Source organism: Pseudomonas putida (assembly GCF_028682395.1).
Taxonomy (GTDB): Bacteria; Pseudomonadota; Gammaproteobacteria; order Pseudomonadales; family Pseudomonadaceae; genus Aquipseudomonas; species Aquipseudomonas putida_AB.
In genome coordinates, this window is sequence record NZ_JANHLC010000007.1 from 41,641 (window position 1) to 63,070 (window position 21,430).

Annotated in this window: 19 protein-coding genes; 12 read left to right on the forward strand and 7 right to left on the reverse strand. The window is 63.0% G+C overall.

The annotated features are described in order from the left end of the window. Positions 1–2 precede the first annotated feature (2 nt). Both NPS46_RS17055 and NPS46_RS17060 read right to left on the reverse strand, forming a co-directional pair. Positions 3–644: an amino acid ABC transporter permease gene (locus NPS46_RS17055; RefSeq protein WP_274109130.1), complete on the reverse strand. Its 642-nt coding sequence runs from the start codon at positions 642–644 to the stop codon at positions 3–5. A 175-nt stretch (positions 645–819) separates the two neighbouring features. Next, a complete protein-coding gene (locus NPS46_RS17060) occupies positions 820–1,713 on the reverse strand; it encodes a transporter substrate-binding domain-containing protein (RefSeq protein WP_274109132.1) in 894 nt (297 codons plus the stop codon). Positions 1,714–1,913: 200 nt separating this feature from the next. Between NPS46_RS17060 and NPS46_RS17065 the strand changes: the two genes are divergently transcribed. Next, positions 1,914–3,410, forward strand: coding sequence for a PLP-dependent aminotransferase family protein (locus NPS46_RS17065; protein ID WP_274109134.1), 1,497 nt, complete (start codon positions 1,914–1,916; stop codon positions 3,408–3,410). Positions 3,411–3,452: 42 nt separating this feature from the next. On the opposite strand, the gene NPS46_RS17070 is transcribed toward NPS46_RS17065, so the two are convergent. After that, positions 3,453–4,775, reverse strand: coding sequence for an aspartate aminotransferase family protein (locus NPS46_RS17070; RefSeq protein ID WP_274109136.1), 1,323 nt, complete (start codon positions 4,773–4,775; stop codon positions 3,453–3,455). Between the two features lie 220 nt (positions 4,776–4,995). Between NPS46_RS17070 and NPS46_RS17075 the strand changes: the two genes are divergently transcribed. The 3 genes from NPS46_RS17075 (at position 4,996) to NPS46_RS17085 (ending at position 8,551) form a co-directional block, all read left to right on the forward strand. Then, complete coding sequence (locus NPS46_RS17075; RefSeq protein WP_274109138.1) at positions 4,996–5,787, forward strand: aldolase; 792 nt, start codon at positions 4,996–4,998, stop codon at positions 5,785–5,787. 479 nt (positions 5,788–6,266) lie between these two features. Then, positions 6,267–7,598 carry an MFS transporter gene (locus NPS46_RS17080; RefSeq protein ID WP_274109140.1) on the forward strand — a complete coding sequence of 444 codons (1,332 nt, stop codon included), beginning with the start codon at positions 6,267–6,269 and terminating at the stop codon, positions 7,596–7,598. Positions 7,599–7,837: 239 nt separating this feature from the next. After that, positions 7,838–8,551 carry a GntR family transcriptional regulator gene (locus tag NPS46_RS17085; RefSeq protein ID WP_274109141.1) on the forward strand — a complete coding sequence of 238 codons (714 nt, stop codon included), beginning with the start codon at positions 7,838–7,840 and terminating at the stop codon, positions 8,549–8,551. A gap of 6 nt (positions 8,552–8,557) precedes the next feature. On the opposite strand, the gene NPS46_RS17090 is transcribed toward NPS46_RS17085, so the two are convergent. Beyond that, positions 8,558–9,508, reverse strand: coding sequence for a PDR/VanB family oxidoreductase (locus tag NPS46_RS17090; protein ID WP_274109142.1), 951 nt, complete (start codon positions 9,506–9,508; stop codon positions 8,558–8,560). Between the two features lie 98 nt (positions 9,509–9,606). Then, a complete protein-coding gene (locus NPS46_RS17095; RefSeq protein WP_274109143.1) occupies positions 9,607–10,671 on the reverse strand; it encodes an aromatic ring-hydroxylating oxygenase subunit alpha in 1,065 nt (354 codons plus the stop codon). Between the two features lie 261 nt (positions 10,672–10,932). On the opposite strand from NPS46_RS17095, the gene NPS46_RS17100 reads away from it, so the two are divergent. The 7 genes from NPS46_RS17100 (at position 10,933) to NPS46_RS17130 (ending at position 18,272) form a co-directional block, all read left to right on the forward strand. Continuing rightward, the gene (locus NPS46_RS17100) at positions 10,933–12,057 is read left to right on the forward strand and encodes an alkene reductase (protein ID WP_274109144.1); all 1,125 of its coding nucleotides are present in this window, start codon (positions 10,933–10,935) and stop codon (positions 12,055–12,057) included. 51 nt (positions 12,058–12,108) lie between these two features. Further along, on the forward strand, positions 12,109–12,432 hold the full coding sequence (locus tag NPS46_RS17105; RefSeq protein ID WP_274109145.1) for an ArsR/SmtB family transcription factor: 324 nt from the start codon (positions 12,109–12,111) through the stop codon (positions 12,430–12,432). Positions 12,433–12,553: 121 nt separating this feature from the next. Further along, a complete protein-coding gene (locus NPS46_RS17110) occupies positions 12,554–13,015 on the forward strand; it encodes an Lrp/AsnC family transcriptional regulator (RefSeq protein ID WP_274109147.1) in 462 nt (153 codons plus the stop codon). Positions 13,016–13,035: 20 nt separating this feature from the next. Beyond that, the gene (locus NPS46_RS17115; RefSeq protein WP_274109148.1) at positions 13,036–14,049 is read left to right on the forward strand and encodes a GlxA family transcriptional regulator; all 1,014 of its coding nucleotides are present in this window, start codon (positions 13,036–13,038) and stop codon (positions 14,047–14,049) included. A gap of 162 nt (positions 14,050–14,211) precedes the next feature. Beyond that, the gene (locus NPS46_RS17120) at positions 14,212–14,733 is read left to right on the forward strand and encodes a sigma-70 family RNA polymerase sigma factor (RefSeq protein ID WP_274109149.1); all 522 of its coding nucleotides are present in this window, start codon (positions 14,212–14,214) and stop codon (positions 14,731–14,733) included. Next, entirely contained in the window at positions 14,730–15,689 is a 960-nt protein-coding gene (locus NPS46_RS17125) for a FecR domain-containing protein (RefSeq protein WP_274109561.1), read from the forward strand. The genes NPS46_RS17120 and NPS46_RS17125 overlap by 4 nt, the downstream gene beginning before the upstream one ends. Positions 15,690–15,791: 102 nt before the next feature. Further along, positions 15,792–18,272, forward strand: coding sequence for a TonB-dependent siderophore receptor (locus NPS46_RS17130; protein WP_274109150.1), 2,481 nt, complete (start codon positions 15,792–15,794; stop codon positions 18,270–18,272). A 137-nt stretch (positions 18,273–18,409) separates the two neighbouring features. Here NPS46_RS17130 and NPS46_RS17135 read toward each other — a convergent pair whose 3' ends face one another. Next, complete coding sequence (locus tag NPS46_RS17135) at positions 18,410–19,543, reverse strand: branched-chain amino acid ABC transporter substrate-binding protein (protein WP_274109152.1); 1,134 nt, start codon at positions 19,541–19,543, stop codon at positions 18,410–18,412. A gap of 46 nt (positions 19,544–19,589) precedes the next feature. Further along, positions 19,590–20,831, reverse strand: coding sequence for a methionine gamma-lyase (locus tag NPS46_RS17140; protein WP_274109154.1), 1,242 nt, complete (start codon positions 20,829–20,831; stop codon positions 19,590–19,592). 124 nt (positions 20,832–20,955) lie between these two features. On the opposite strand from NPS46_RS17140, the gene NPS46_RS17145 reads away from it, so the two are divergent. Next, a complete protein-coding gene (locus NPS46_RS17145; protein ID WP_274109155.1) occupies positions 20,956–21,426 on the forward strand; it encodes an Lrp/AsnC family transcriptional regulator in 471 nt (156 codons plus the stop codon). The last annotated feature ends 4 nt before the right edge of the window (positions 21,427–21,430 follow it).

The following is a 21,430-nucleotide window of genomic DNA, read 5'->3' on the forward strand; positions in this document are numbered from 1 at the left end:
CCTTACATAGCCAGGCGGTTGGCTTTCTTTTCGGCCAGGGCCTGCAGCTTGAGCAGGACGCTGATGATCAGCATGTACAGCAGCGCGGCGGCGAGAATGGGCGGCAGCGGTTCGTAGGTCACGGCCGAGATCCGGTTGGTCACTCGCGTCAGGTCGACGATGCCGATCACGGCGATGGCCGGGCTGCCCTTGATCAGGAACGACATCTCGTTGACCAGGCCGGGCAGGCTGGTGGTGATCATCTGCGGCAGCATGATGCGCCGAAAGAACACGCCGCTGGTCATGCCGCAGGCCAGGGCTGCCTCCTTCTGCTCGCGGGAGAAACTGAGAAAGGCCGCTCGCCAGATCTCCGCATTGAAGGCCGCGGTATTCAGGGTCATGGCGACGATGGCGGCAGTGGTGCGGTTCATGTTGATGCCGAAGGTCGGCGCCGAGAGAAACAGGAACAACACAAACGTCACCAGTGGCGTGGCCCGGGCCAGGCTGATGTAGAGCACCAGCAGTTGGTCGACAAAGGGGATCTTGGCCATGCGCACCAGGGCGATGCCCAGGCCGAGCACGACACCGATGGCAATGGCGATACCGGAGATCCAGAGGGTCGTCCAGGCGCCTTCGAGAAGCAGTAACCAGGCTTGTCCGTTCATACCTCGGGTCCTTGAATCATGGGGAGGTGCGGGGGGACTGACGGTGCTTGAGCACCGCAGGGGAACCGGGAACGGCGCTAGCGCGTCCCCTCGGTCAATAGCCCAAGCAAAGCCGGGGCCAGGTTTGGCGTGCGACGCTGCGCGGTCGCACGCCTGCTGAGGGTTACAGGTTGAATCAGTCCATGCCGGCCAGGCTGTGGAACTGCTCGACGCTGGTGATCGGTGTGTTGGGCATGTCGGGGAACGCTTCGCCGAACCACTGGGTTTGCAGCGCCGCCAGGCGGCCATTGGCGCGGATATGGTCCATGAAACCGCTGAGGAAGGTCAGCAGCTCGGGGCTGCCCTTGGGCACGGGCCAGGCGGCGAAGCCGGCCCCCGAGACGGCGATGCCCTTGGCAAAGGTATCGCCGCGGGTCTTCACCAGGTCATTGACCGAAATCAGTGCGTTGATCGCGTAGTCCAGCCGGCCGTTGGCCAGGTCGGCGTAGACCTCGGGATAGGACGGATACTCCACCACTTTGCCCATCTTGCAGCCCTGGGCTTGCATCATTTTCTTCAGTTCCGGCAAGCGTGCCAGCAAGGCGCTGCCGGCCTGCAGGCCGACGGTCTTGCCGCATAGGCTGGCGATGTCACTCAGGCTCTGGTCATTGGCGCGTTTGACGTAGAAGTGCTGGGCCGAGGCGAACGGCGGAGCGAAATTGAACACACGCAGGCGATCATCCGTGACCAGCGCACCGGTGAAGGCCAGGTCGTATTGGCCCGCGGAGACCGAAGCCAGCAGGCCGGTCCAGGGCAGGATGTCCTGCTTGACGTCGAACTTCTGCGCCTTGGCGTAGGCCTTGAGGTCTTCGAGCAAATCCTTGTGAAAGCCTTCGGGCTTGCCGTCGACGATAAAGTTGAAGGGCGCGTAGTCGTCCTCGGTGGCAACACTGAGCACGCCTTTGCTCTTGACGTCCGCGAGGTCGGCATGGGCGCCGAACGAGGCCGAGAGCATCAGGGTGGCGAGGGTCAGCTTGCGCAACAGACCGAGGGATTTGGCGGGCATCGAATCCTGGCGTGAATGCTTCATGGTGCGGCTCCAAATGTCATAAGGGGATCAGCCTGACCGCTTGCGTCGCAGGTCTTGTGCGGGCCTGGACTCAACCATAGTGAGGCGTCCGGACGCTGCGATAGGGGCAGTTCGCAGCATTCGACTGGCCAGTCGAACCGGCCAAAAAGCATGGCGCGCTATTTGCTTTGACCAGGGGTCGGCCTGCGAGTGGAAAGCCCATGATCGATCATCTGTTTCACCTGGATTTTGACCATCAACGCGGCCTTCAGGAGCAGCTCCGCGAGTCCCTGGTGTCGACCATCCTGGGCGGCGGCTTCCCGGCGGACGAGCCGCTGCCGTCGTGCCGCAAGCTGTCCCAGCAACTGTCCATCTCGCGCAATACCGTGGCGCTGGTCTATGAAAGCCTGCTGGACAACGGCTACCTGGTCAGCCGTCCGCGCAGTGGCTATTACCTGCACCCGGACTATTGCGGCGCCGAATTCGACGAAGCCTTGCTGCGCTTTACCCCGGCGCGCAAACCGGGCTATTGCGACGACGGCAGCGACGAGCGTGCACCGGATTGGTCCGTGCGCTTCAAGGTGCTCCCCAGTTTGAAGCACGGGGTGTTGCGCCCCGGCAACTGGTCGAGCTTTACCTACCCCTTTGTCTACGGCCAGCCGATCCAGGACCTGTTTCCCCTGGAGCGCTGGCGGGAAGTGTCGCGCAATACCCTGCGCAGCGAGCGCGACCAGGGCTGGATGCGCGACCGCTTCGATCGCGACGATGAAATGCTGATCGAGCAGTTGCGCACCCGGGTCTTGCCCAAGCGCGGTATTTGGGCACGGCCCGAGGAAATCCTGGTGACCCTGGGCTCGCAGAATGCCCTGTACCTGTTGGCAACCCTGTTGATGAGCAACGGGGTCAAAGTGGCCATCGAGAACCCCGGCTTTCGCGATGCGCTGAGTATCTTCGACCTGCAGGGCGCCGAAGTGCAGTTGCAGCCGATTGATGAGCAGGGGCTGCTGGTCGATAGCCGCCTGGATGACTGCGAGTACCTGTATGTCACTCCCGGCCACCAGGTGCCGACCGGCATCGCCATGAGCGCCCAGCGCCGGGGCGAACTGCTGCGCCAGATTCGCCGTCATGACCAGGTGCTGATCGAGGATGACTACGATGCCGAGCTCAACCTCGACAATCATCCCCAGCCGGCCCTCAAGGCCAGCGACAGCAGTGGCCGGGTAATCTATCTGAGTAGCTTGTCCAAGGCTTTTTCGCCGGGGCTGCGCATGGGCTATATGGTCGCCGACGCCGAATTGATCGATGAACTGCGCGCCTTGCGCCGGTTGATGTACCGCCATCCGCCACTGAACAACCAGCGCATGCTCGCCGAATTTCTCGCCCAGGGGCATTACGATGCGCACCTGCGGCGCTTTCGCGACGAGCATGGGCGCCGTCGCGAGATCCTGCGCACGGTGGTCGATCAGGCGCTGGGGGGTTGCCAGCACCTGGGTAGTGAAGGTTCCAGTGCCTTCTGGCTGGCGGCGCCGAGCGGCGTGGATACGCAGAAAGTGGCTTGGGCCGCAGCGCAGCGCAGTGTGCTGATTGAATCAGGGGCGCAGTTTTTCTTTGACGCGGCGCCGCCGCCGAACTTTATGCGCCTGGGCTTTCACGCCATCGATGCCGAGCTGATTCGCCCGGGTATTCGCCAACTGGCACAGGTGCTGGACGGGTTCTGAAGGCATTGCCGGCCAGGACCTGGCCGGCAACGTGATGGCGTCTCAATGGGCATGGCGCGCCGAGAACTCGCCAATTACTTCGTCGAAGATCCCCAGGGCCTGGGCGACTTGCGCCGGGCTGACGATGCATGGCGGGACGACATGCAGGCGGTTTTCGACGATAAAGGTCAGTAGGCCGCGGGCCTGGAAAGCGGCTTTCATCTGGGCCATGACCGGGGCGGCCAACGGGGTCTTGAGGCGCTCGTCGCTGACGAACTCCAGCGCCCAGAACAGGCCGATGCCGCGCGCCTCGCCGATCAGCGGGTACTTGGCTGCCAGGGCTTGCAGGCCCGGGCCGAGCAGCTCCTGGCCGATCCGCCGGGCATTGTCGACGATGCCTTCCTCGGCCATGACATCCAGGGTCGCGACAATCGCGGCCATGGCCAGCGGGTGCCCGGAATAGGTCAGGCCGCCGGGGAAGAAATGGGTGTCGAAGTACTCGGCCACGGGCCGGGAAATCATCACCCCGCCGGCGGGTACGTAGCCGGAATTGACGCCCTTGGCAAAGCAGATCAGGTCGGGCTCCACGGCAAAGTGATCCAGGGCCAGCCAACTGCCGGTGCGGCCGAAACCGGCCATCACTTCATCGAGAATCAGCAGCATGCCGAACTCGTCGGCCAGGGCGCGCACTCCCGCCAGATAGCCTGTGGGCGGAACCAGGATGCCAGCGGTGCCCGGCACGGTTTCCAGAAGGATGGCGGCAATGGCATTGGGGCCTTCGCACTCGATGACGCGGCGCAGGTGTTGCAGCGCCCGCTGGCATTCCTCCTCTTCGTTGGCGGCGTGGAATTCGCTGCGAAACAGGTACGGGTTGAAGAAGTGCACATGGCCGCGGGCGAATTCGTTGGGCACCCGCCGGGGATCGCCGGTGGCGACAATCGCTGCGCCGGTGCTGCCGTGATAGGAGCGGTAGGCCGAGAGGATCTTGTCGCGGCCGGTGAAGATCCGCGCCATGCGCATGGCGTTTTCGTTGGCATCGGCCCCGGCGTTGGTGAAGAACACCTTGCTGAAGTTGGCGGGGGCGTGGGAGAGGATGCGCTTGGCTGCTTCGCCGCGCATCAGGTTGGCCGTGGCGGGGGCCACGGTGACCAACGTCGCGGCTTGTTCCTGGATGGCGGCAATGACCCTGGGATGCTGGTGGCCGATATTGGTGTTGACCAGTTGGCTGCTGAAGTCCAGGTACTGGCGCCCGTCGTAGTCCCACAGCGTGCAGCCTTCGCCACCGGCGATCACCAGCGGGTTGAGATGGCCTTGGGTGGACCAGGAATGGAAGACGAATTGGCGATCCAGGGCGTGGACGTATTCGTTGGAAACCGGCTTGTTCATATTCGACCTCTCGACGGGCGATGGGAGGGCCGTGGGTTCACGGGGCCTGGCCGCACGATAGAAACAAATGCCGGCGCAGTCGTAGGGCCAGATGGGCAGAACCGCCGGGTCAGCGGCCGGGTGGCTGTCTGGCCCGAGCAATGGGCCCAACTGTCCCTTGGCGGAGCAGGGAATCTGGCTAGTCTTGCAAGCACGCCTTACTCACTCAGGAACCTTGCCCATGGCCCACACCTTTGAAGTCAATCGCGCCCCCGATCCACAGGCCCCGGTGGGCACGCTGGACAGCCCGCTGATTCGCCAGGCACGGATCGACCTGGCGGCCTGCTTTCGCATGGCCGCAAGGCTGGGGATGGGCGAGGGCATCTGCAATCATTTTTCCTGTGTATTGCCAGGGCACCCTGAGCTGTTTCTGGTCAATCCGTTCGGCCTAGCCTTCGCCGAAGTCACTGCCTCGTCACTGCTGATCTGCGATTTCCACGGACGGGTCGTCGCGGGCGTGGGCCAGCCCGAAGCCACGGCATTCTTTATCCATGCCCAACTGCATCGCCTCAACCCCCGGGCCACCGCTGCGTTCCATACCCATATGCCCCACGCCACGGCGTTGTGCATGCTGGAAGGCGAACCCTTTATCTGGGCCGGGCAGACCGCGCTCAAGTTCTACGAGCGCCTGGCAGTGGACGAGCACTACAACGGCCTGGCTCTGGACACTGCCGAAGGCGAGCGCATTGCCCGGGCGGCGGGTACAGCCGATGTGGTCATGCTGAAAAATCATGGCCCGCTGGTCCTGGGGCCGAGCATTGCCGAGGCCTGGGATGATCTGTACTACCTGGAGCGGGCCGCCGAGGTTCAGCTCAAGGCCATGGCCAGCGGCCGACCGTTGCAGCGGGTGCCCCACGCTATCGCCAGTGCGGCGTGTCGGCAAATGCTGATCGGCAATGCCGAGAGCGCGCGCCTGCACCTGGAAAGCGTCAAGCGCCAGTTGCTGCGTACCCAGCCTGGGTTTGCAGAGTAGGGCGCGGCGCTGCAGTTTTCGCGGCGTCCTCGGTGACAGGGCGATGGGGCACGGGCGTGTCTGTGCGCTGAATGGGTCCCATGATCACGCAAGTGACGAGGTTCGAACCGATAACACTCCAGGGATCCTTTGCGGGCTGAACTGGCCGATAATCGAACGCTAATAATGAAGGCCGGAGAATGGCTATAAGATATTGATAATATTGGGTTTTATTAAGAAGGTATGAGTGAAAAAAGCCTGTTTATACGCCTGGCGAGCAAGAGGGTGGCTTGTCTGTGGATCCATTAGCTGATTGATTAGCATCCTGGCGACGGCGGGAGCCCTCCTGACTGTCGGCGAAAACAACTACAAAAAAGGGTTTTAGTCATGAATGGCCTATCAAGCGTGCGCCACTGCCTGGGTGGTGTGTGTCTGCTGTCGGTGTGCACGCGGGTGCCACTTTCTTCGCCTGGGGCCGTGGTCGGCTGGCAGGTGTGCCCATGAACGTCGATCTCAAGCACCGTGTGGACAGCGGCCCGATGGGGCGTTTTCAGTGCCTGGCCATCGGTATCTGCATTGTTCTGAATATGATCGATGGCTTCGATGTGCTGGTGATGGCCTTTACCGCCGCCTCGGTGTCGGCGGAGTGGGGGCTCAATGGTGCGCAGATCGGTTTTCTGCTCAGCGCCGGGCTGTTCGGCATGGCTGCCGGTTCGCTGTTTATCGCGCCCTGGGCCGATCGTTTCGGTCGCCGTCCGCTGATTCTGTTTTGCCTAACGCTATCGGGCATCGGCATGTTGCTCTCGGCCCTCAGCCAGAGCCCGCTGCAACTGGCGCTGCTACGCGGCCTGACCGGGCTGGGCATCGGTGGCATCCTGGCTAGCAGCAACGTGATTGCCAGTGAATACGCGAGCAAGCGCTGGCGTGGCCTGGCGGTGAGCCTGCAATCCACCGGCTATGCCCTGGGCGCCACGTTGGGCGGCTTGCTGGCGGTCTGGTTGTTGAGCCATTGGGGCTGGCGCTCGGTCTTTCTCTTTGGCGGCGCCGCGACCCTGCTGGTGATTCCACTGGTGCTGCTGTGGTTGCCCGAATCCCTGGATTTTCTCCTGGCCCGTCGTCCGGCCAACGCTCTGGTGCGGGTCAATCGCCTGGCCGGGCGCCTGGGGCTGCCGGCACTGTCCGAATTGCCTGTACCCGTGCTGAGGGAGGCCGGTGCCGCCACGGGTTTCCGGCAACTGCTGGTGCCGGCGATGCGTCGTACCACGCTGGTGATCTGGTTACTGTTTTTCCTGGTGATGTTCGGTTTCTACTTCGTGATGAGTTGGACGCCGAAGTTGCTGGTGGCTGCCGGCCTTTCGGCGCAGCAGGGGATTACCGGCGGGGTGCTGCTGAGTGTCGGCGGGATTTTCGGCGCCGCGCTGATTGGCGCCCTGGCGTCGCGCTGGTCGCTGACCCGGGTCCTCGCGCTGTTTATGCTGACCACCGCTGCGCTGTTGGTGGTGTTTGTTGGCAGCGGCTCGACGATTACCGCTGCCCTGGGGTTGGGGCTGCTGATCGGGCTGTTTGTCAACGGTTGCGTGGCCGGGCTCTATGCGCTGTCGCCGGTGGTCTATGACGCTTCGGTGCGTGCGACCGGGGTGGGTTGGGGCATTGGTATCGGTCGCATCGGCGCGATTCTGTCGCCGATTGTCGCCGGTTTCCTGCTCGATGGCGGCTGGCAGCCACTGCATCTGTACGGGGTGTTTGCCGGCGTCTTTGTGATCGCCGCCGGCTGCCTGTTGCTGCTCAAGCCGTCGCCGGCCAAGGTGCAGCCAGTGTTGGCCGGAGCCTAGGGCTGGCCGCCGATAATCGTCGCGGCGAGCGTTTACGCTGGCAGTAACTTGATGTGGACCGGGCGCAACTGATCCTCAGTTGCCCGGTGTCCTGCTGATGGCGCCTCAAGGGGTTTTCCAGGGCTGCGAACGGCCCTGGGAAATGCTTCGTAGGCGCCATGGTTTCAAGCGATTGCCCGCCACGACGCAGGGCCTTCATGGGGTACTATGGCAGCCCACGTTTTCTGGAAGTCGCCTGGATGAGCAAGCCCGGTCAATTGGTGCTGGTGACGCTGCGCAAGATGATCGCCTCGGGCGAGTTGGCAGCGGGCGAGCGCTTGATGGAAGTCCCCACGGCCGAGCTGTTCGGCGTTTCGCGCATGCCGGTACGCATGGCGTTTCGCACGCTGGAGCAGGAAGGGTTGTTGGTACGGTCTGGCGGCCGGGGTTTCCAGGTCCGCTCGGTCAGTGCCGACGATATTGCCGGGGCAGTCGAAGTACGGGGTGTGCTCGAGGGCCTGGCGGCGCGCCAGGCGGCCGAGCGGGGGCTGTCCCCGTCCGCGTTCGAGGCCCTGCAGCGGTGCCTGTTGCAAGGCGACCAGTTGTTCGACAAGGGCTTTGTGACCCAGGACGATCTTGAGGTGTATCACGACCTCAATATGCGTTTTCACCAGGTGATCATCGAGGGTAGCCACAACCCGGCGATTGCCGATGCGCTGGCACGCAACGATCATCTGCCCTTTGCCTCGGTGACCGCGCTGGCGGTGGATCGCCATGACCTGGTGCGCGAGTACCGGCGTTTCAACTTTGCCCATATGCAGCATCATGCGGTGTTCGATGCGCTGGTCAATCGCCAGGGCGCGCGTGCCGAGGCGATCATGCGCGAGCATGCCAACGCCACCTTGCGCTATGCCGAGACCTTCGGCTCGGCGACTGCCGACGCGCGCATGAAGGTCATCCTGCGCAGCGAGTGAGGCAGGCTAGATATCCAGCACCAGCAGCGGGGTTTTCGAGCGTGAGCAGCAGGGTGTGAACTGATCGTTGAGGGCCTGTTCATCCTCGCTCAGGAACAGGTCGCGATGCTCCGGCACGCCCTCCAATACCCGTGTCAGGCAGGTGCCGCAAATCCCCTGTTCGCAGGACATGGCGATTTCAATGCCCTGGCTTTCCAGGGCCTGGGCCACCGTTTGCTCGGCGCCGACCTCGATCACCTGGCCGGTGCTGGCGAGCTTGACCGCGAAGCGCCCGTCATGGCTGTTGTCCAGCGGCGCGGCGGCGAAGTATTCGCGGTGCAGCTGATCTTCCGGCCAGCCCTGGGCCCTGGCGCTGTCCAGCACATGCTGCATAAAGCCGGCGGGGCCGCAGACATACAGATGGACATTGTCTTCGGGGTGGGCCAGGACGCTGGCGGCATCCAGGGCGGTTTGCGGCTGTTCATCGAAATGCAGGAAGACTCGCTCGGCAAACGGCGCGTTGTGCAGCCGTTCGACAAAGGCCGCGCGCGCGTTGGAACGGGCGCAGTAGTGCAGCTCGAACTCGCTGGCGTCATGGGCCAGGCGCTCGGCCATGCTCAGGATCGGGGTAATGCCGATGCCGCCGGCAAACAGCAGGCTGCGGCGGGCGCCGTGCACCAGCGCAAACAGGTTGCGCGGCGCGCTGATGCGCAAGCGGCTGCCCACCTGGATCTGTTCGTGCAGGTTGCGTGAACCGCCCCGGGACGCCGGGTCGTTGAGCACGCCAATGAGGTAGCGATGGCGCTCTTCAGGGTGGTTGCACAGCGAGTACTGGCGGATCAGCCCATCGGGCAAGTGTACGTCGATATGCGCGCCGGCACTGAAGGCCGGCAACGGGCTGGCGTCGACACTGGCCAGCTCGAAGCTGCAGATGTCCTGCGCCTCATTGATTCGCGATACCACCAGCACATCGATCATGTTCGGTCCTCGGAGCGCTCGGGCGCTTCTGGCTGTTTGCAGGCAAGGTAGGGGGTAATAGAGGGGAGGGCGGCACGCGTTCGCGTGCCGCCGGTGCTTCATGCCAGGCTGGCGGTGGCGATCAACTGGGGCTCGGCGCTGCGTTCCTTGGCAATCAGACGTTCGAGGATCTTGCGCGACTGCACGCCACCGGCGTCGATATTGAGCTTGAGCAGATTGCGCTGGGGGTGATCGAGCAGGTTCTGCTGCTGGCGCTGGAGCATCTCCAGGTCTTCGCTGAAGATCTTGCCCTGGCCTTCGCGGATGGTCGCGGTCAAGGCTTCATCCTGAGGATTGAAGTTGCGCGCCATGCCCCAGAAATACCAGATCGAGGTCTCGGTCTCGGGGGTGATGAAGTCGACCACGATGCTGGCGGCCTTGTGCTGTGGCTCGGCGTGATAGCCACCCTTGCCGGCATGGGCCACGCCCACTTCGATCAGCACATGGCTGGGCGGGGTGAAGCGGCAGATCTGCCAGCGGTCCACCGGCACATCGTCGGCCAGGTTGTTGCCACGCAGCGCCATGCGCCAGAACGGCGGGGCCATGATGTTTTCCATATGCCGGGCGGTGATGACTTCGTCGCCTTCAACGGTGGTCACCGGCGCGGCTTTGTCGATTTCCTTCTGGCCGATGCTGGAGGCATGGACATAGGTCTCGTGAGTCAGGTCCATCAGGTTGTCGATCATCAGGCGGTAGTCGCAATGGATATGGAACAGGCCGCCACCGTAGGCCCATTCATCATTGACCGCCCATTCCAGATGATGGATCAGCGTCGGGTCTGCCAGTGCCTGGTCACCGGGCCAGACCCAGATAAAGCCATAGCGCTCGACCACGGCAAAGGTCTTGATGCAGGGGAAGCCGCGCACCCGTTGCCCGGGCATGGCCACGGTCTTGCCGTCGCAACCCATCACCAGGCCGTGGTACCCGCAGACGAGATTGCCGTTTTCCACATAACCCAGGGACAGCGGCGCGCCACGGTGGGGGCAAAAGTCCTCGGTGGCGGCGACTGTGCCTTCGTGGCCGCGATAGAAGACGATTTTTTCCCCGCAAATCTGTCGGCCCAGGGGCTTTTCAGCGATTTCATCGGGGGTGCAGGCAACGTACCAAGTGTTCTTGGGGTACATGGCGGTTCTCCAGGCGAGTCGTTGTTTTTATTTAATGGATCCATTAGAGGGGTTGGCGTGTGGCCGAGTCAACGCGTGCTCAGTTTTTGTTGGCTTATTTTGGGCGATTATCGGTCTTCTGGACTTTCTTTTTGACTTAGTGGATCCATTGATTGCCATCAGCAAAGGATTATCCGGTGGTCGGGCGACGAAAGTGCATACATATGAATACATTCGAATGTGTTAATGTGTTCGTCAATTCAGTCCCACAATGGAAAATCCATGAGCCGTTCCAACCTGTTTCAACCGCTGCAGCTCGGTGAGCTGACACTGCGTAATCGAATTGCACTGCCGGCGCTGACTCGCTCGCGAAGCTCGCAGCCGGGCAATGTGCCGAATGCCTTGATGGCCGCCTACTACCGCCAGCGCGCCGCCGCCGGCTTTATGGTCACCGAAGGTACGCAGATCGAACCGCGTGGGCAGGGCTACGCCTGGACGCCGGGGATCCATAGCGCCGAACAGATCGCCGGCTGGCGTCAGGTGACGGAGGCGGTGCACGAGGAGGGCGGGGTGATTTTCTGCCAGCTGTGGCACGTTGGGGCGATTTCCCATACCAGCCTGCAACCCGACGCGCAGCCGCCCGTGGCGCCTTCTGCGCTGATCGCGACGGCGGTCAAGGTGTTTGTCGAGACCGGCCCGCAGACCGGCATGCTGACCGAGCCTTCGCTCCCCCGCGCGCTATCCACCGCTGAGGTGCGCGAGCTGGTCGAGTTGTATCGCCAGGCCGCGGTGAACGCCAAGAGCGCCGGTTTCGACGGCGTGGAACTGCACTCGGCCAATGGTTATCTGCTCAACCAGTTTATTTCCGAGCACACCAACCTGCGGACCGACGAGTACGGCGGCTCGCTGGCCAATCGGCTGCGTTTCTTGCAGGAAGTGGTGAGCGCGGTGATCGGCGTATTTGGCGCCGAGCGCGTGGGTGTGCGCTTTGCGCCGCTGTTCGAGTCGACCCAGGAGATGCGGGTGTACCTGGGGCTGGTGGAAAGTGATCCTCACGCCACCTATATCCAGGCGGCCGAGATGCTGGCAGGCCTGGGCGTCGGCTATCTGTCGATTGCCGAGGCGGACTGGGACAACGCCCCGGATCTGCCGGCGTCCTTTCGCCAGGCCCTGCGAACAACCTTTCCTGGCCCGATCATGTACTCGGGGTGCTACACCGAGGAGAAGGCGCGGCGGATGCTGGCCGAAGGTTACGGCGATCTGTTCGGCTTTGGCCGGACCTTTATTGCCAACCCCGACCTGGTGCGGCGCCTCGAACACGGCCTGGCCTTGAACCCGGTGGATGGTGCGACCCTCTATGGCGGCACAGAGCGGGGCTACATCGACTATCCGTTCAGTCCGGCATAACATGTCGGCCTTGATGGCGCGCAGGGCCGTCGAAGCAGATTAGGGACCGCAATGACCGAGTTGAATGAAGCGCTGAAGGTTCTCTCCAGCCCCAATCGCCGAGAGATACTCGCGTTGCTGAAGGATCCCGACCAATCGTTCGCGGGCCTGACCCAGCTCTACGATTTTGCTGTCTATGGTGTTTGCGCCAGCCTGATCCAGGAGCGGGCCGGCCTGTCCCAGCCCGCGACCTCGTTGTGCTTGAAGGCCTTGCTCGATATCGGTTTCGTGAAGGCGAGCAAGGTCGGCAAGTGGACGTACTACCAGCGCAGCGAAGCCTCGCTGGTCAGCGCGGTCACCGATTTGCTGGAGACATTACAGATCGAGCTGGATTGAGCGCCAGGGCTCTGGGCGTTCCCCCGTGCAAAGTCCGGTGGCGCCCGGCGCCCGGCTATTGGAAAATGCTCGCGGGTCGTCACTGACCCGCTTTTTTCCAGGAACAGGGCCGGGACACTCCATGGACAAGCTTGACAGGGCAATACTGGGCATTCTCCAGGCCGACAGCACACGTCCGGTCGGCGAGATCGCCGAGCAGATCGGCCTGGGCAACACCGCCTGTTGGCGTCGTATCCAGAAGCTGGAGGAGTCGGGGGTGATCCGCGCGCGGGTCGCGCTGCTCGATGCCAAGAAGCTCAATGTCGGGGTGATTGTCTTTGTCTCGATCAAGACCACCCAGCACAACTCCGATTGGCTGGAAGGTTTTCACCGCGCCGTGTCCTCCATCGAGGAAGTGATGGAGGTCTACCGCATGGCTGGCGACACCGACTACCTGCTGCGGGTGGTGGTGCCGGATGTAGCGGCCTACGACGGCGTCTACAAACAACTGATCCGCGTGCCCGGGCTTTCCGATATCAGCTCCAGCTTTGCCATGGAGCAGATCAAGTACTCCACCAGCCTGCCATTGCGCTATGCGCCATAGCTTGCAGCGCGAGGTGAGCAATGGTTGAGCGCCGTCAGTTCAGTGGGGCGATGAAGGGCAAGAATCTGCGTTATCTGGGCGAGCCCGTCGCTGATGCGCCCAGGCGCAGTCGCGCCGGCTTCCTGCTGCTGGAGCATTTCTCGCTGCCGGCCTTTACCCAGGCGCTGGACACGATTATCACCACCAATCTGCTGCGCCCGGCGCTGTTCTCGACCTGTACCTTCGCCCTGACGCCGGGGGAGGTGGTGAGCGATCTGGGTCTGGTGATCCGCCCCGACGGCCAGCTCGATTCAACGGCCTTGCGCGAGCTGGACCTGCTGGTGGTCTGTGGCGGTTATCGTACGGAGCTCAAGGCCAGCGATGAATTGATCAGCCTGCTGCGCCAGGCGGCCGAGCAAGGCATGGCGCTGGCCGGATTGTGGAATGGCGCCTGGTTTCTCGGACGTGCCGGGCTGCTCGATGGCTATCGCTGCGCCATTCACCCGGAACACCGTCCGGCGCTGGCAGAAATCGCCCGGGTGGCCCATGTCACCAGCGAGGGCTATGTGGTCGACCGTGACCGGTTGACGGCATCCAGTCCCAATGGCGCGTTCTATATGGCCCTGGAATGGATCCGCAGCTTGCATGACAAGGCCCTCACCGATGCGGTGGAAGATATCCTGGCCTTCGAAGTGTCGCGCTATCGACGGATCAAGCCGTCATTGAGCCTGTCGGTCAGCGGCCCACTGCGCGAGATGGTCAACCTGATGGACGCCAATCTGGAAGAGCCCCTGGCGCTGGACCAGTTGTGTGCCTACGCTGGCCGTTCGCGGCGGCAGATCGAACGTCTGTTCAAGGAACAACTGGGCACCACGCCGCAGCGCTATTACATGGACCTGCGCATCACCGAGGCCCGTCGCCTGCTCCAGCATACGGCGCTGTCGATGGTCGATGTCTCGGTGGCCTGCGGTTTTGTCTCGCCGAGCCACTTCAGCAAATGCTACAGCGCTTACTTCGGCTATGGCCCGTCCCGGGAAGTGCGGTTGTTCAAATAGCGCCGGGTTGACCTGCTGTCCAATGGCGGGTCCCCGGCACCCCGAGGCTAGAGGCATTTCCTGCGTCCCTGTAGCGGCATCGATGATGTCTGCGTGCTATTGCCAAGTGCTTATTTTCTGCATGACAATGCGACTAATTATCAAATGTGAATTTATATTGTCATGCCCGCCGACGATCCGTCCCTGCGCTGCGCCGTCAACGATCTTTATGCCGATCACCACAGCTGGCTCCATGGCTGGTTGCGCCAGCGCCTGGGCAATGCCTGCGATGCGGCGGACCTGGTGCAGGACACGTTCGTACGGATTATCCGGGCACGCAACGCGCTGGAGATTCGCGAGCCGCGACCCTATCTGTCGCGGGTGGCCCGTGGACTGCTGACGGATCTGTTTCGTCGTCGCTCCCTGGAACAGGCCTATCTGGAAGCCATGCTCTGGGTGCCGGAAGAGGAACACCCGTCGCCGGAAGACCAGGCGATTCTGCTGCAGGCGCTGCTGGAGATCGATCGGCTCCTCGACGGCCTGGGCAGTAAGGTCAAGCAGACCTTTATCCTGTCCCAGTGCGACGGCCTGACCTACGAGCAGATTGCCGAGCGCTTGCAGATATCCGTGCGCAGCGTGAACAACTACATGGCCAAAGCGATGGAGCACTATTGCCTGATGCAGTTGCGGTTGCAGTCCTCATGAGCTTCTCCGGCGTGCAGCTCAGCGATGGGGAGCGCCAGGCGATCAGCGCCGCCGCCCGTTGGTACGCCCGGTTGTTGTCCGGCAGTGCCACCGAGCAGGAACGCAGCGATTGGCAGCACTGGTTGCAGGCCGACCCTCTGCATCGCCTGGCCTGGACGCGCATGCAAGGGGTGAGCGAGCAGATGGCCGCGATTCCCGGGCGCCTTGCCGGGCCGGTGCTGCGCGGGGCCGGACAATCGCGCCGCCAGGTGCTGCGTGGCTTGGCGCTGCTGGCCGGCGCCGGCTCCCTGGGCGCGCTGGGTTGGCGCAGCGAGACCGCGCAGCACCTGTTGGCCGACTACCGTACCGGTGTCGGTGAACGTCGCGAAGTGCCCTTGGCCGACGGCAGTTCGCTGCTGCTCAATACCGCGACCTCGGTGAATGTGCGTTTCGACGGTCAGCAGCGGGTCCTTGAGCTGCTCGCCGGGGAAATGCTTTTCAACGCCGCCTTCGATTCCTTGCAGCGCCCCCTGCGGATCGACACCCGCTTTGGTCGGGTGCAGACCCAGGGCGCCCAGCTCTGGGTGCGGTCGACCGGTGCGCAGGATCAGGTCGCCGTGTTGCAGCAGGCAGCCCAGGTCAGCCTGGGCAGCGGGGCTTCCAGGGTGTTGCATGCCGGCCAGTCGCTGGACTTCGGCGCTCGGGAGCTGGGGCCGGTACTGGCCAGCGATGAGACCCTGGGCGCCTGGCAGCAGGGCAGCATCATTGCCATTCGCCGCCCCCTGGGCGAGTTGCTCGCTGAGCTGTCGCGCTATCGCCATGGCGTCTTGCGTTGTAGCGCGGATATTGCCGGGCTGCAGATTTCGGGCGTGTTCCCCGTCGACAATATCGACCTGGCGCTGGGCGCGCTGGAGACTGGTTTTGCCCTGCGCATCAGCCGCGTCACGCCGTACTGGGTTACGGTTTCCCGGGCCTGATGAATGACTTTCAAAAAATAATCATTCGTCTTTGCACTTTTTTCGGCGCTGCTTCGGCTTAGCACCCATTGAGTTCATTTTTGTCAGTGGGGAAGGGAAAGCATGTCCGAGGTTTATCAGTCGAAATTGGCCGTGGCGATCAGGGCCGGGTTGTGGGGCGCGGCGCTGGTCAGTGGCTCGCTGGGGCTGGCGCAGGTCGCGATGGCGGCCAACGAGCAGACGGCGGTGCAGCACTTCGAGATTGCCGGCGGCAATCTGACCGAGGTGCTGGGGCGCTTTGCCCATGCTGCCGGCGCGGCGATTTCCTTCGACGCCAGCCAGACCGATGGCCTGCGCTCCGCTGGCTTGCAGGGTCACTACGGGGTGCTCGAAGGCTTTGCCCGCATCCTGGCCGGCAGCGGCCTGCAGGCCGAACGCCAGGGCAATGGCAGCTATGTGTTGCGGGCCTTGCCCAAGGCCGCGTCGTCCTCGGCCCTGGAACTGGGCGTGACCAGTGTCCAGGCCCAGGCCCTCGGTGCCACCACCGAAAACTCCGGCTCTTACACCACGGGCGCGGTGACCATTGGCAAGGGCAGCCATTCGCTGCGCGAAACTCCGCAGTCGGTGACGGTCATCACCCGCAAGATGCTCGACGACCAGAACCTCAATACCATCGACCAGGTCATGGAGCGCACCCCGGGCATCACCCTGTATGACTCCCCCATGGGCGGCAAGTACTTCTATTCCCGTGGCTTTCGCATGACCGGCCAGTACCAGTACGACGGTGTGCCGCTGGATATGGGCAGCAGCTATGTGCAGGCCGACAGCTTCAGTAGCGACATGGCCTTCTATGACCGGGTCGAAGTGCTGCGCGGCGCCGCCGGGATGCTCAAGGGGGCGGGTGGCACGGCCGGTTCGGTCAATTTCGTGCGCAAGCGTGGCCAGGCCACGCCCCAGACGCAGCTGTCGCTGTCGGCCGGTAGCTGGGACAACTATCGCGCCCAGGTGGACACCGGTGGTCCGCTCAATGACGCGGGCACAGTACGCGGTCGTGCGGTGGTCACCCAGCAGACCCGCCAGTACTTCTATGACATTGCCGACCGCAAGGACCAGGTCTATTACGCGGCCCTGGATTTTGACCTGGACCCTGACACCACGCTGGGCCTGGGCGCGGCCTTCGAGGATGTCGACGCGCGGCCCTGCTGGGGCGGTCTGCCGCGCTACAGCGATGGCAGTGATCTCAAGCTCAGCCGCTCGACTTGCCTGAACACCGCCTGGAACAATTCCCGCAGCAAGCGGGCCACCTATTTCGCCGATCTCAAGCACCAGCTCAACGACGCTTGGGCCCTGAAGGTCGCGGGGGTCTACAGCCGCAACACCCAGGATATCGAGTACGCCTTCCCCAGCGGCGCGGTGCCGGTGGGCAGCAGCAGTTCCAGTACGATCATGCTGGGCAGCATCTATGACTATGACCAGGTCGATTATGGCTTCGACGCTTATGTCGACGGGCATTTCGAGGCCTTTGGCCGCCAGCACGAATTGACCGTGGGGGCCAATGCCAGCCGCTCGCACAAAGATGATTTCTTTGCGGTCGCGGTACTGCCGCAGCGCCAGAATGTGCTGGATCCGAACAAGTTCATCCCCAAGCCCGACGAGAGCTTCTTTCTCAATAACGCCAGCCGGGGTGGCCCGGTGGATTCGCGGGTGCAGCAGTACGGTGGTTACTCGACCTTGCGCTTGAATATTACCGACCCGCTGACCCTGGTGCTGGGCAGCCGCGTCAGTTGGTACAAGTCCGATACCGATTCCACGGCCTACTGGTTCGCCACCCGCACTCCCAGCCATGTCCAGGCCACGGAGACCGGGGAAGTCACGCCCTTTGCCGGGGTGCTCTACGAACTCAATGACCATCTGACAGCCTACGCCAGCTACTCCGATATCTTCACCCCCCAAGGCAACTACCGCACCCTGACCGGCGCCGCGCTGCGCCCGTTGGTTGGCGAGAGTTATGAGCTGGGGATCAAGGGCGAATGGTATGAAGGGCGGCTGAACAGCTCGTTCAACCTGTTTCGCACGGTGCAGAAGGACGCGGCCCAGACCGACCCGGCGTGCCCGGACGACAGCTGCTCGCAGAACTCGGGCAAAGTGCGCGCCCAGGGCTTCGAAGCCGAGGTCAGCGGTGAAGTGATCAAGCGCCTGCAACTGCTCGCCGGCTATACCTACACCCAGACCAAGACCCTGGAAGATGCCGACAGCAGCGCCACCGGCCAGCCGTTCAACAGCTACGTGCCGCGTCATTTGCTGCGTGTGTGGGGCGACTACGCCCTGGACGGTGCGCTTGAGCGCTTCAGTGTTGGCGCCGGGGTCAATGCGCAAAGCGCCAACTTCCGCACCTCGCCCACCAGCGGCAAGCACATCAGCCAGGCCGGCTATGCTATCTGGAACGGGCGCATCGGCTATCGCATCGACGATACCTGGTCCGTGGCGCTCAATGGCAACAACCTGTTCGACAAGCGCTACTACGCCACGATCGGTACGGAAGGCTTCGGCAATTTCTACGGCGAACCGCGCAACTTCACGCTGTCGGTCAAGGCCGGTTTCTAAACGGTTGCGCGACACCTAAGCGGTCGCCAGGTGGGTACGGGGCCTGGTGTGTCGGTGCGGGTCTGCTATCTCGCGGCGCCAGCAGTGCTTCCCGGTCCACGGGCGAACCGTAGGCCGGGGAGCGCAGACTCACCGGCCTAGCGGCTGGCGCTGTCTTGGGCAGGGGTTTTCGGCTGGCCGTAGTGCCATTCGTAGACGACGAATTTGAAGTCCTTCAGATCGCCTTTTTCATCGAAACTCAGATCGCCGGTGGGGGTCTTGAAGGTGCCGGCATGGATCGCCTCGGCGACTTTTTCCGGGTCCTCGCTCTTGGCCGCGGCAATGCCACCGGCAATCACTTCCACTGCCGAATAGGTCGGCAGCACGAAGGGGCCGCTGGGATTTTCCTGCTTCGCGGCGAAGGCCGCGACCAGTGCCTGGTTGGCCGGAACCTGATCGAAAGACATGGGCAGGGTTACCAGCATGCCTTCGGAGGCATCCTTGGCGATCTGCGAGATGGAGTCGTTGCCCACGCCTTCAGGACCCATAAAACGGGCGGTCAGGCCTTTTTCCTTGGCCTGGCGTAGCAGCAGGCCCATTTCCGGGTGGTAGCCACCGAAGTAGACAAAGTCGACGTTGGCTTGCTTGAGCCGGGACAGGATCGAGGCATAGTCGCGCTCGCCGGCATTGATGCCTTCGAACATCGCCACCGGGATACCTTCTTTACTCAGAATCTCCTTGACGGAGGTGGCGATGCCTTCGCCGTACTGCTGCTTGTCGTGCAGCACCGCGACATTGCGCGGTTTGAGACCGACGATGTAGCGCGCAGCGGCAGGGCCCTGGGCATTGTCCAGGCCAATGGTGCGAAAAATCATCGTGTAGCCCCGTGCCGTCAGTTCGGGGCTGGTGGCGGCCGGGGTGATCATGACGATGCGTTCGTCTTCGTAGATATCCGACGCTGGCTGGGTCGAGCTGGAGCACAGGTGACCGACCACAAACTTGACGCCGTCATTCACCACTTTGTTGGCCACGGCCACGGCCTGCTTGGGATCGCAGGCGTCGTCGTACTCCACGGCCACCAGTTGCTTGCCGTCGACGCCGCCCCGGGCGTTGATCTGTTCGATGGCCATGCGCGCGCCACTGAATTGCATATCGCCGTACTGCGCCACCGGGCCGGTCTTGGGGCCGGCGATGCCGATCTTGATGCTGTCGGCTGCCAGGGTATGGCTGGCCAGCCCGGCGAGGATCATGGCGCTGAGCAGTTGGGTGGCTTTTTGATGGGTGCGACTCATGGGTGTTCCACTCCTGTGGTGATTGATGCGAATGGGGGGCCGCTATTCAGCGATGGTTGAGGGCAATATCTCGGGCGGGCGCTTCGTCTTGCGTGGCGGCCGCCAGGGCCTGGGTGATATCCGTCAGCAGGTCGGCACAATCCTCCAGCCCCACCGACAGGCGCACCAGCCCCTCGCCGATAGCGTGGCGGGCGCGCTCTTCGGCGGTGTAGCTGGAATGGGTCATGCTTGCCGGGTGCTGAGCCAGTGATTCGGCATCGCCCAGGCTGACGGCGCGGCTGAACAGTTGCAGGGCATTCATAAAACGCCGGCCGGTGGCCAGCCCGCCCGTGAGTTCAAAGGCAAGCATGCCGCCCGCCAGCTTCATTTGCCGGGTGGCCAGTTCGTATTGGGGGAAAGCGGGCAGGCCAGGGTAGGCCACCCATGCGACTGCCGGATGCGCCTGGAGGAGCTGCGCGACGGCCAGGGCATTGCTGCAATGGCGCTCCATGCGCAGGGCCAGGGTCTTGAGGCCGCGCATCAGCAAAAAGGCATCCTGGGGCGACAGCACTGCGCCGGTCAGGTCCTTGAGCCCTTGCAGGCGGATGCGCTCGGCCAGCGCCTGGCGGGTGACCACGATACCGGCGGTGATATCACCGTGACCGCTCAGGTATTTGGTCGCCGAGTGCACCACCACATCGGCGCCCAGTTCCAGCGGTCGCTGCAGGTAGGGCGTGCAGTAGGTGTTGTCGACCACCAGAGTGATCGCGGGGTGTTCACGGGTAATCGCCGCCATGGCCGCGATGTCGACCAGTTGCATATTCGGGTTGGCCGGGGTTTCGAAATAGACCAGGCGCGTGCTCGGGCCGATGGCCTCGCGCAGTTGGGCCGGGTTGCTCATGTCGACATGGCGGACCTTGACCCCGAACTCGCCGATACCGTGGTGCAGCAGGGCAAAGGTGCAGCCGTAGAGGGTGCGGTTGACGATGATCTCGTCGCCAGGGCGCAGCAGGGTCCAGAACGTTGCGGCAATGGCGCCCATGCCAGAACTGAAGGCCACGGCCGCTTCGCCGTTTTCCAGGGTGGCCATGCGCGATTCCAGCAGGGCCAGGGTCGGGTTGGAAATACGCGTGTAGAAATGCCCGGCGGCTTCGCCGGCAAAGCAGGCGGCGCCATATTCAGCCGTGGGAAAGGTAAAGGTCGACGTCAGGTAGATCGGTGGAATCAATGCGCCCTGATGCTCCTGTGGCAGGTAGCCGTGGTGGATGGCGCGGGTGGAAAAGCCCAGATCGTTGTTTTTATTGTTCATGGCGAACGCTTCCTGATTTCCTACAATGCTATGCTCGATTTGGGTAAGAAAGTTTCCAAAATGACACCTGAAAGTTCGTCGTTTTGGCATAAAAATCCATAAAAACAACAATATGAGGCAAAACATGCCTTCAGGCCTGGACCGTACTGATAAAGCCCTGCTGAGCGCCCTGCAGGTCAATGCCCGGCTGACTGTCGCCGAACTGGCCGATAGCGTCGCCCTGACGACGTCGCCGTGCTGGCGACGGGTCAAGCAGTTGGAAGAAAGCGCGATGATCACCGGCTACCAGGCGATTCTCTCGCCCAAGGCGTTGGGTTATGGGGTCACCGCGTTTGTCAGCGTGATGATGGATTCCCACACCCAGGACACCGCCAGGGCCTTTGAGCAGCGGCTGCTGGCGATCCCGGAAATTGTCGCCTGCCATAACGTGTCCGGGCGCTACGATTTTCTGCTGGAGGTGGTCGCCAGGGACCTGGAATCCTTCGGCGAGTTCGCCCGCGAAGTACTGCAGACCCTGCCGGCGGTGAAGGAAATCTACTCGAGCTTTTCATTCAAGTCGGTCAAGCCGCTGCGCATGATTCCACTGCCCGACTAGCGCT

Excerpts from the sequence above, each read along its gene's own strand:
- NPS46_RS17055 (WP_274109130.1), bottom strand. The coding sequence starts at position 644 with ATGAACGGACAAGCCTGGTTACTGCTTCTCGAAGGCGCCTGGACGACC.
- NPS46_RS17115 (WP_274109148.1), top strand. The coding sequence starts at position 13,036 with ATGGTTGAGCGCCGTCAGTTCAGTGGGGCGATGAAGGGCAAGAATCTG.
- NPS46_RS17065 (WP_274109134.1), top strand. The coding sequence starts at position 1,914 with ATGATCGATCATCTGTTTCACCTGGATTTTGACCATCAACGCGGCCTT.
- NPS46_RS17145 (WP_274109155.1), top strand. The coding sequence starts at position 20,956 with ATGCCTTCAGGCCTGGACCGTACTGATAAAGCCCTGCTGAGCGCCCTG.
- NPS46_RS17140 (WP_274109154.1), bottom strand. The coding sequence starts at position 20,831 with ATGAACAATAAAAACAACGATCTGGGCTTTTCCACCCGCGCCATCCAC.
- NPS46_RS17095 (WP_274109143.1), bottom strand. The coding sequence starts at position 10,671 with ATGTACCCCAAGAACACTTGGTACGTTGCCTGCACCCCCGATGAAATC.
- NPS46_RS17130 (WP_274109150.1), top strand. The coding sequence starts at position 15,792 with ATGTCCGAGGTTTATCAGTCGAAATTGGCCGTGGCGATCAGGGCCGGG.
- NPS46_RS17090 (WP_274109142.1), bottom strand. The coding sequence starts at position 9,508 with ATGATCGATGTGCTGGTGGTATCGCGAATCAATGAGGCGCAGGACATC.
- NPS46_RS17085 (WP_274109141.1), top strand. The coding sequence starts at position 7,838 with ATGAGCAAGCCCGGTCAATTGGTGCTGGTGACGCTGCGCAAGATGATC.
- NPS46_RS17100 (WP_274109144.1), top strand. The coding sequence starts at position 10,933 with ATGAGCCGTTCCAACCTGTTTCAACCGCTGCAGCTCGGTGAGCTGACA.
- NPS46_RS17070 (WP_274109136.1), bottom strand. The coding sequence starts at position 4,775 with ATGAACAAGCCGGTTTCCAACGAATACGTCCACGCCCTGGATCGCCAA.
- NPS46_RS17125 (WP_274109561.1), top strand. The coding sequence starts at position 14,730 with ATGAGCTTCTCCGGCGTGCAGCTCAGCGATGGGGAGCGCCAGGCGATC.
- NPS46_RS17060 (WP_274109132.1), bottom strand. The coding sequence starts at position 1,713 with ATGAAGCATTCACGCCAGGATTCGATGCCCGCCAAATCCCTCGGTCTG.
- NPS46_RS17075 (WP_274109138.1), top strand. The coding sequence starts at position 4,996 with ATGGCCCACACCTTTGAAGTCAATCGCGCCCCCGATCCACAGGCCCCG.
- NPS46_RS17120 (WP_274109149.1), top strand. The coding sequence starts at position 14,212 with ATGCCCGCCGACGATCCGTCCCTGCGCTGCGCCGTCAACGATCTTTAT.
- NPS46_RS17080 (WP_274109140.1), top strand. The coding sequence starts at position 6,267 with ATGAACGTCGATCTCAAGCACCGTGTGGACAGCGGCCCGATGGGGCGT.
- NPS46_RS17105 (WP_274109145.1), top strand. The coding sequence starts at position 12,109 with ATGACCGAGTTGAATGAAGCGCTGAAGGTTCTCTCCAGCCCCAATCGC.
- NPS46_RS17110 (WP_274109147.1), top strand. The coding sequence starts at position 12,554 with ATGGACAAGCTTGACAGGGCAATACTGGGCATTCTCCAGGCCGACAGC.
- NPS46_RS17135 (WP_274109152.1), bottom strand. The coding sequence starts at position 19,543 with ATGAGTCGCACCCATCAAAAAGCCACCCAACTGCTCAGCGCCATGATC.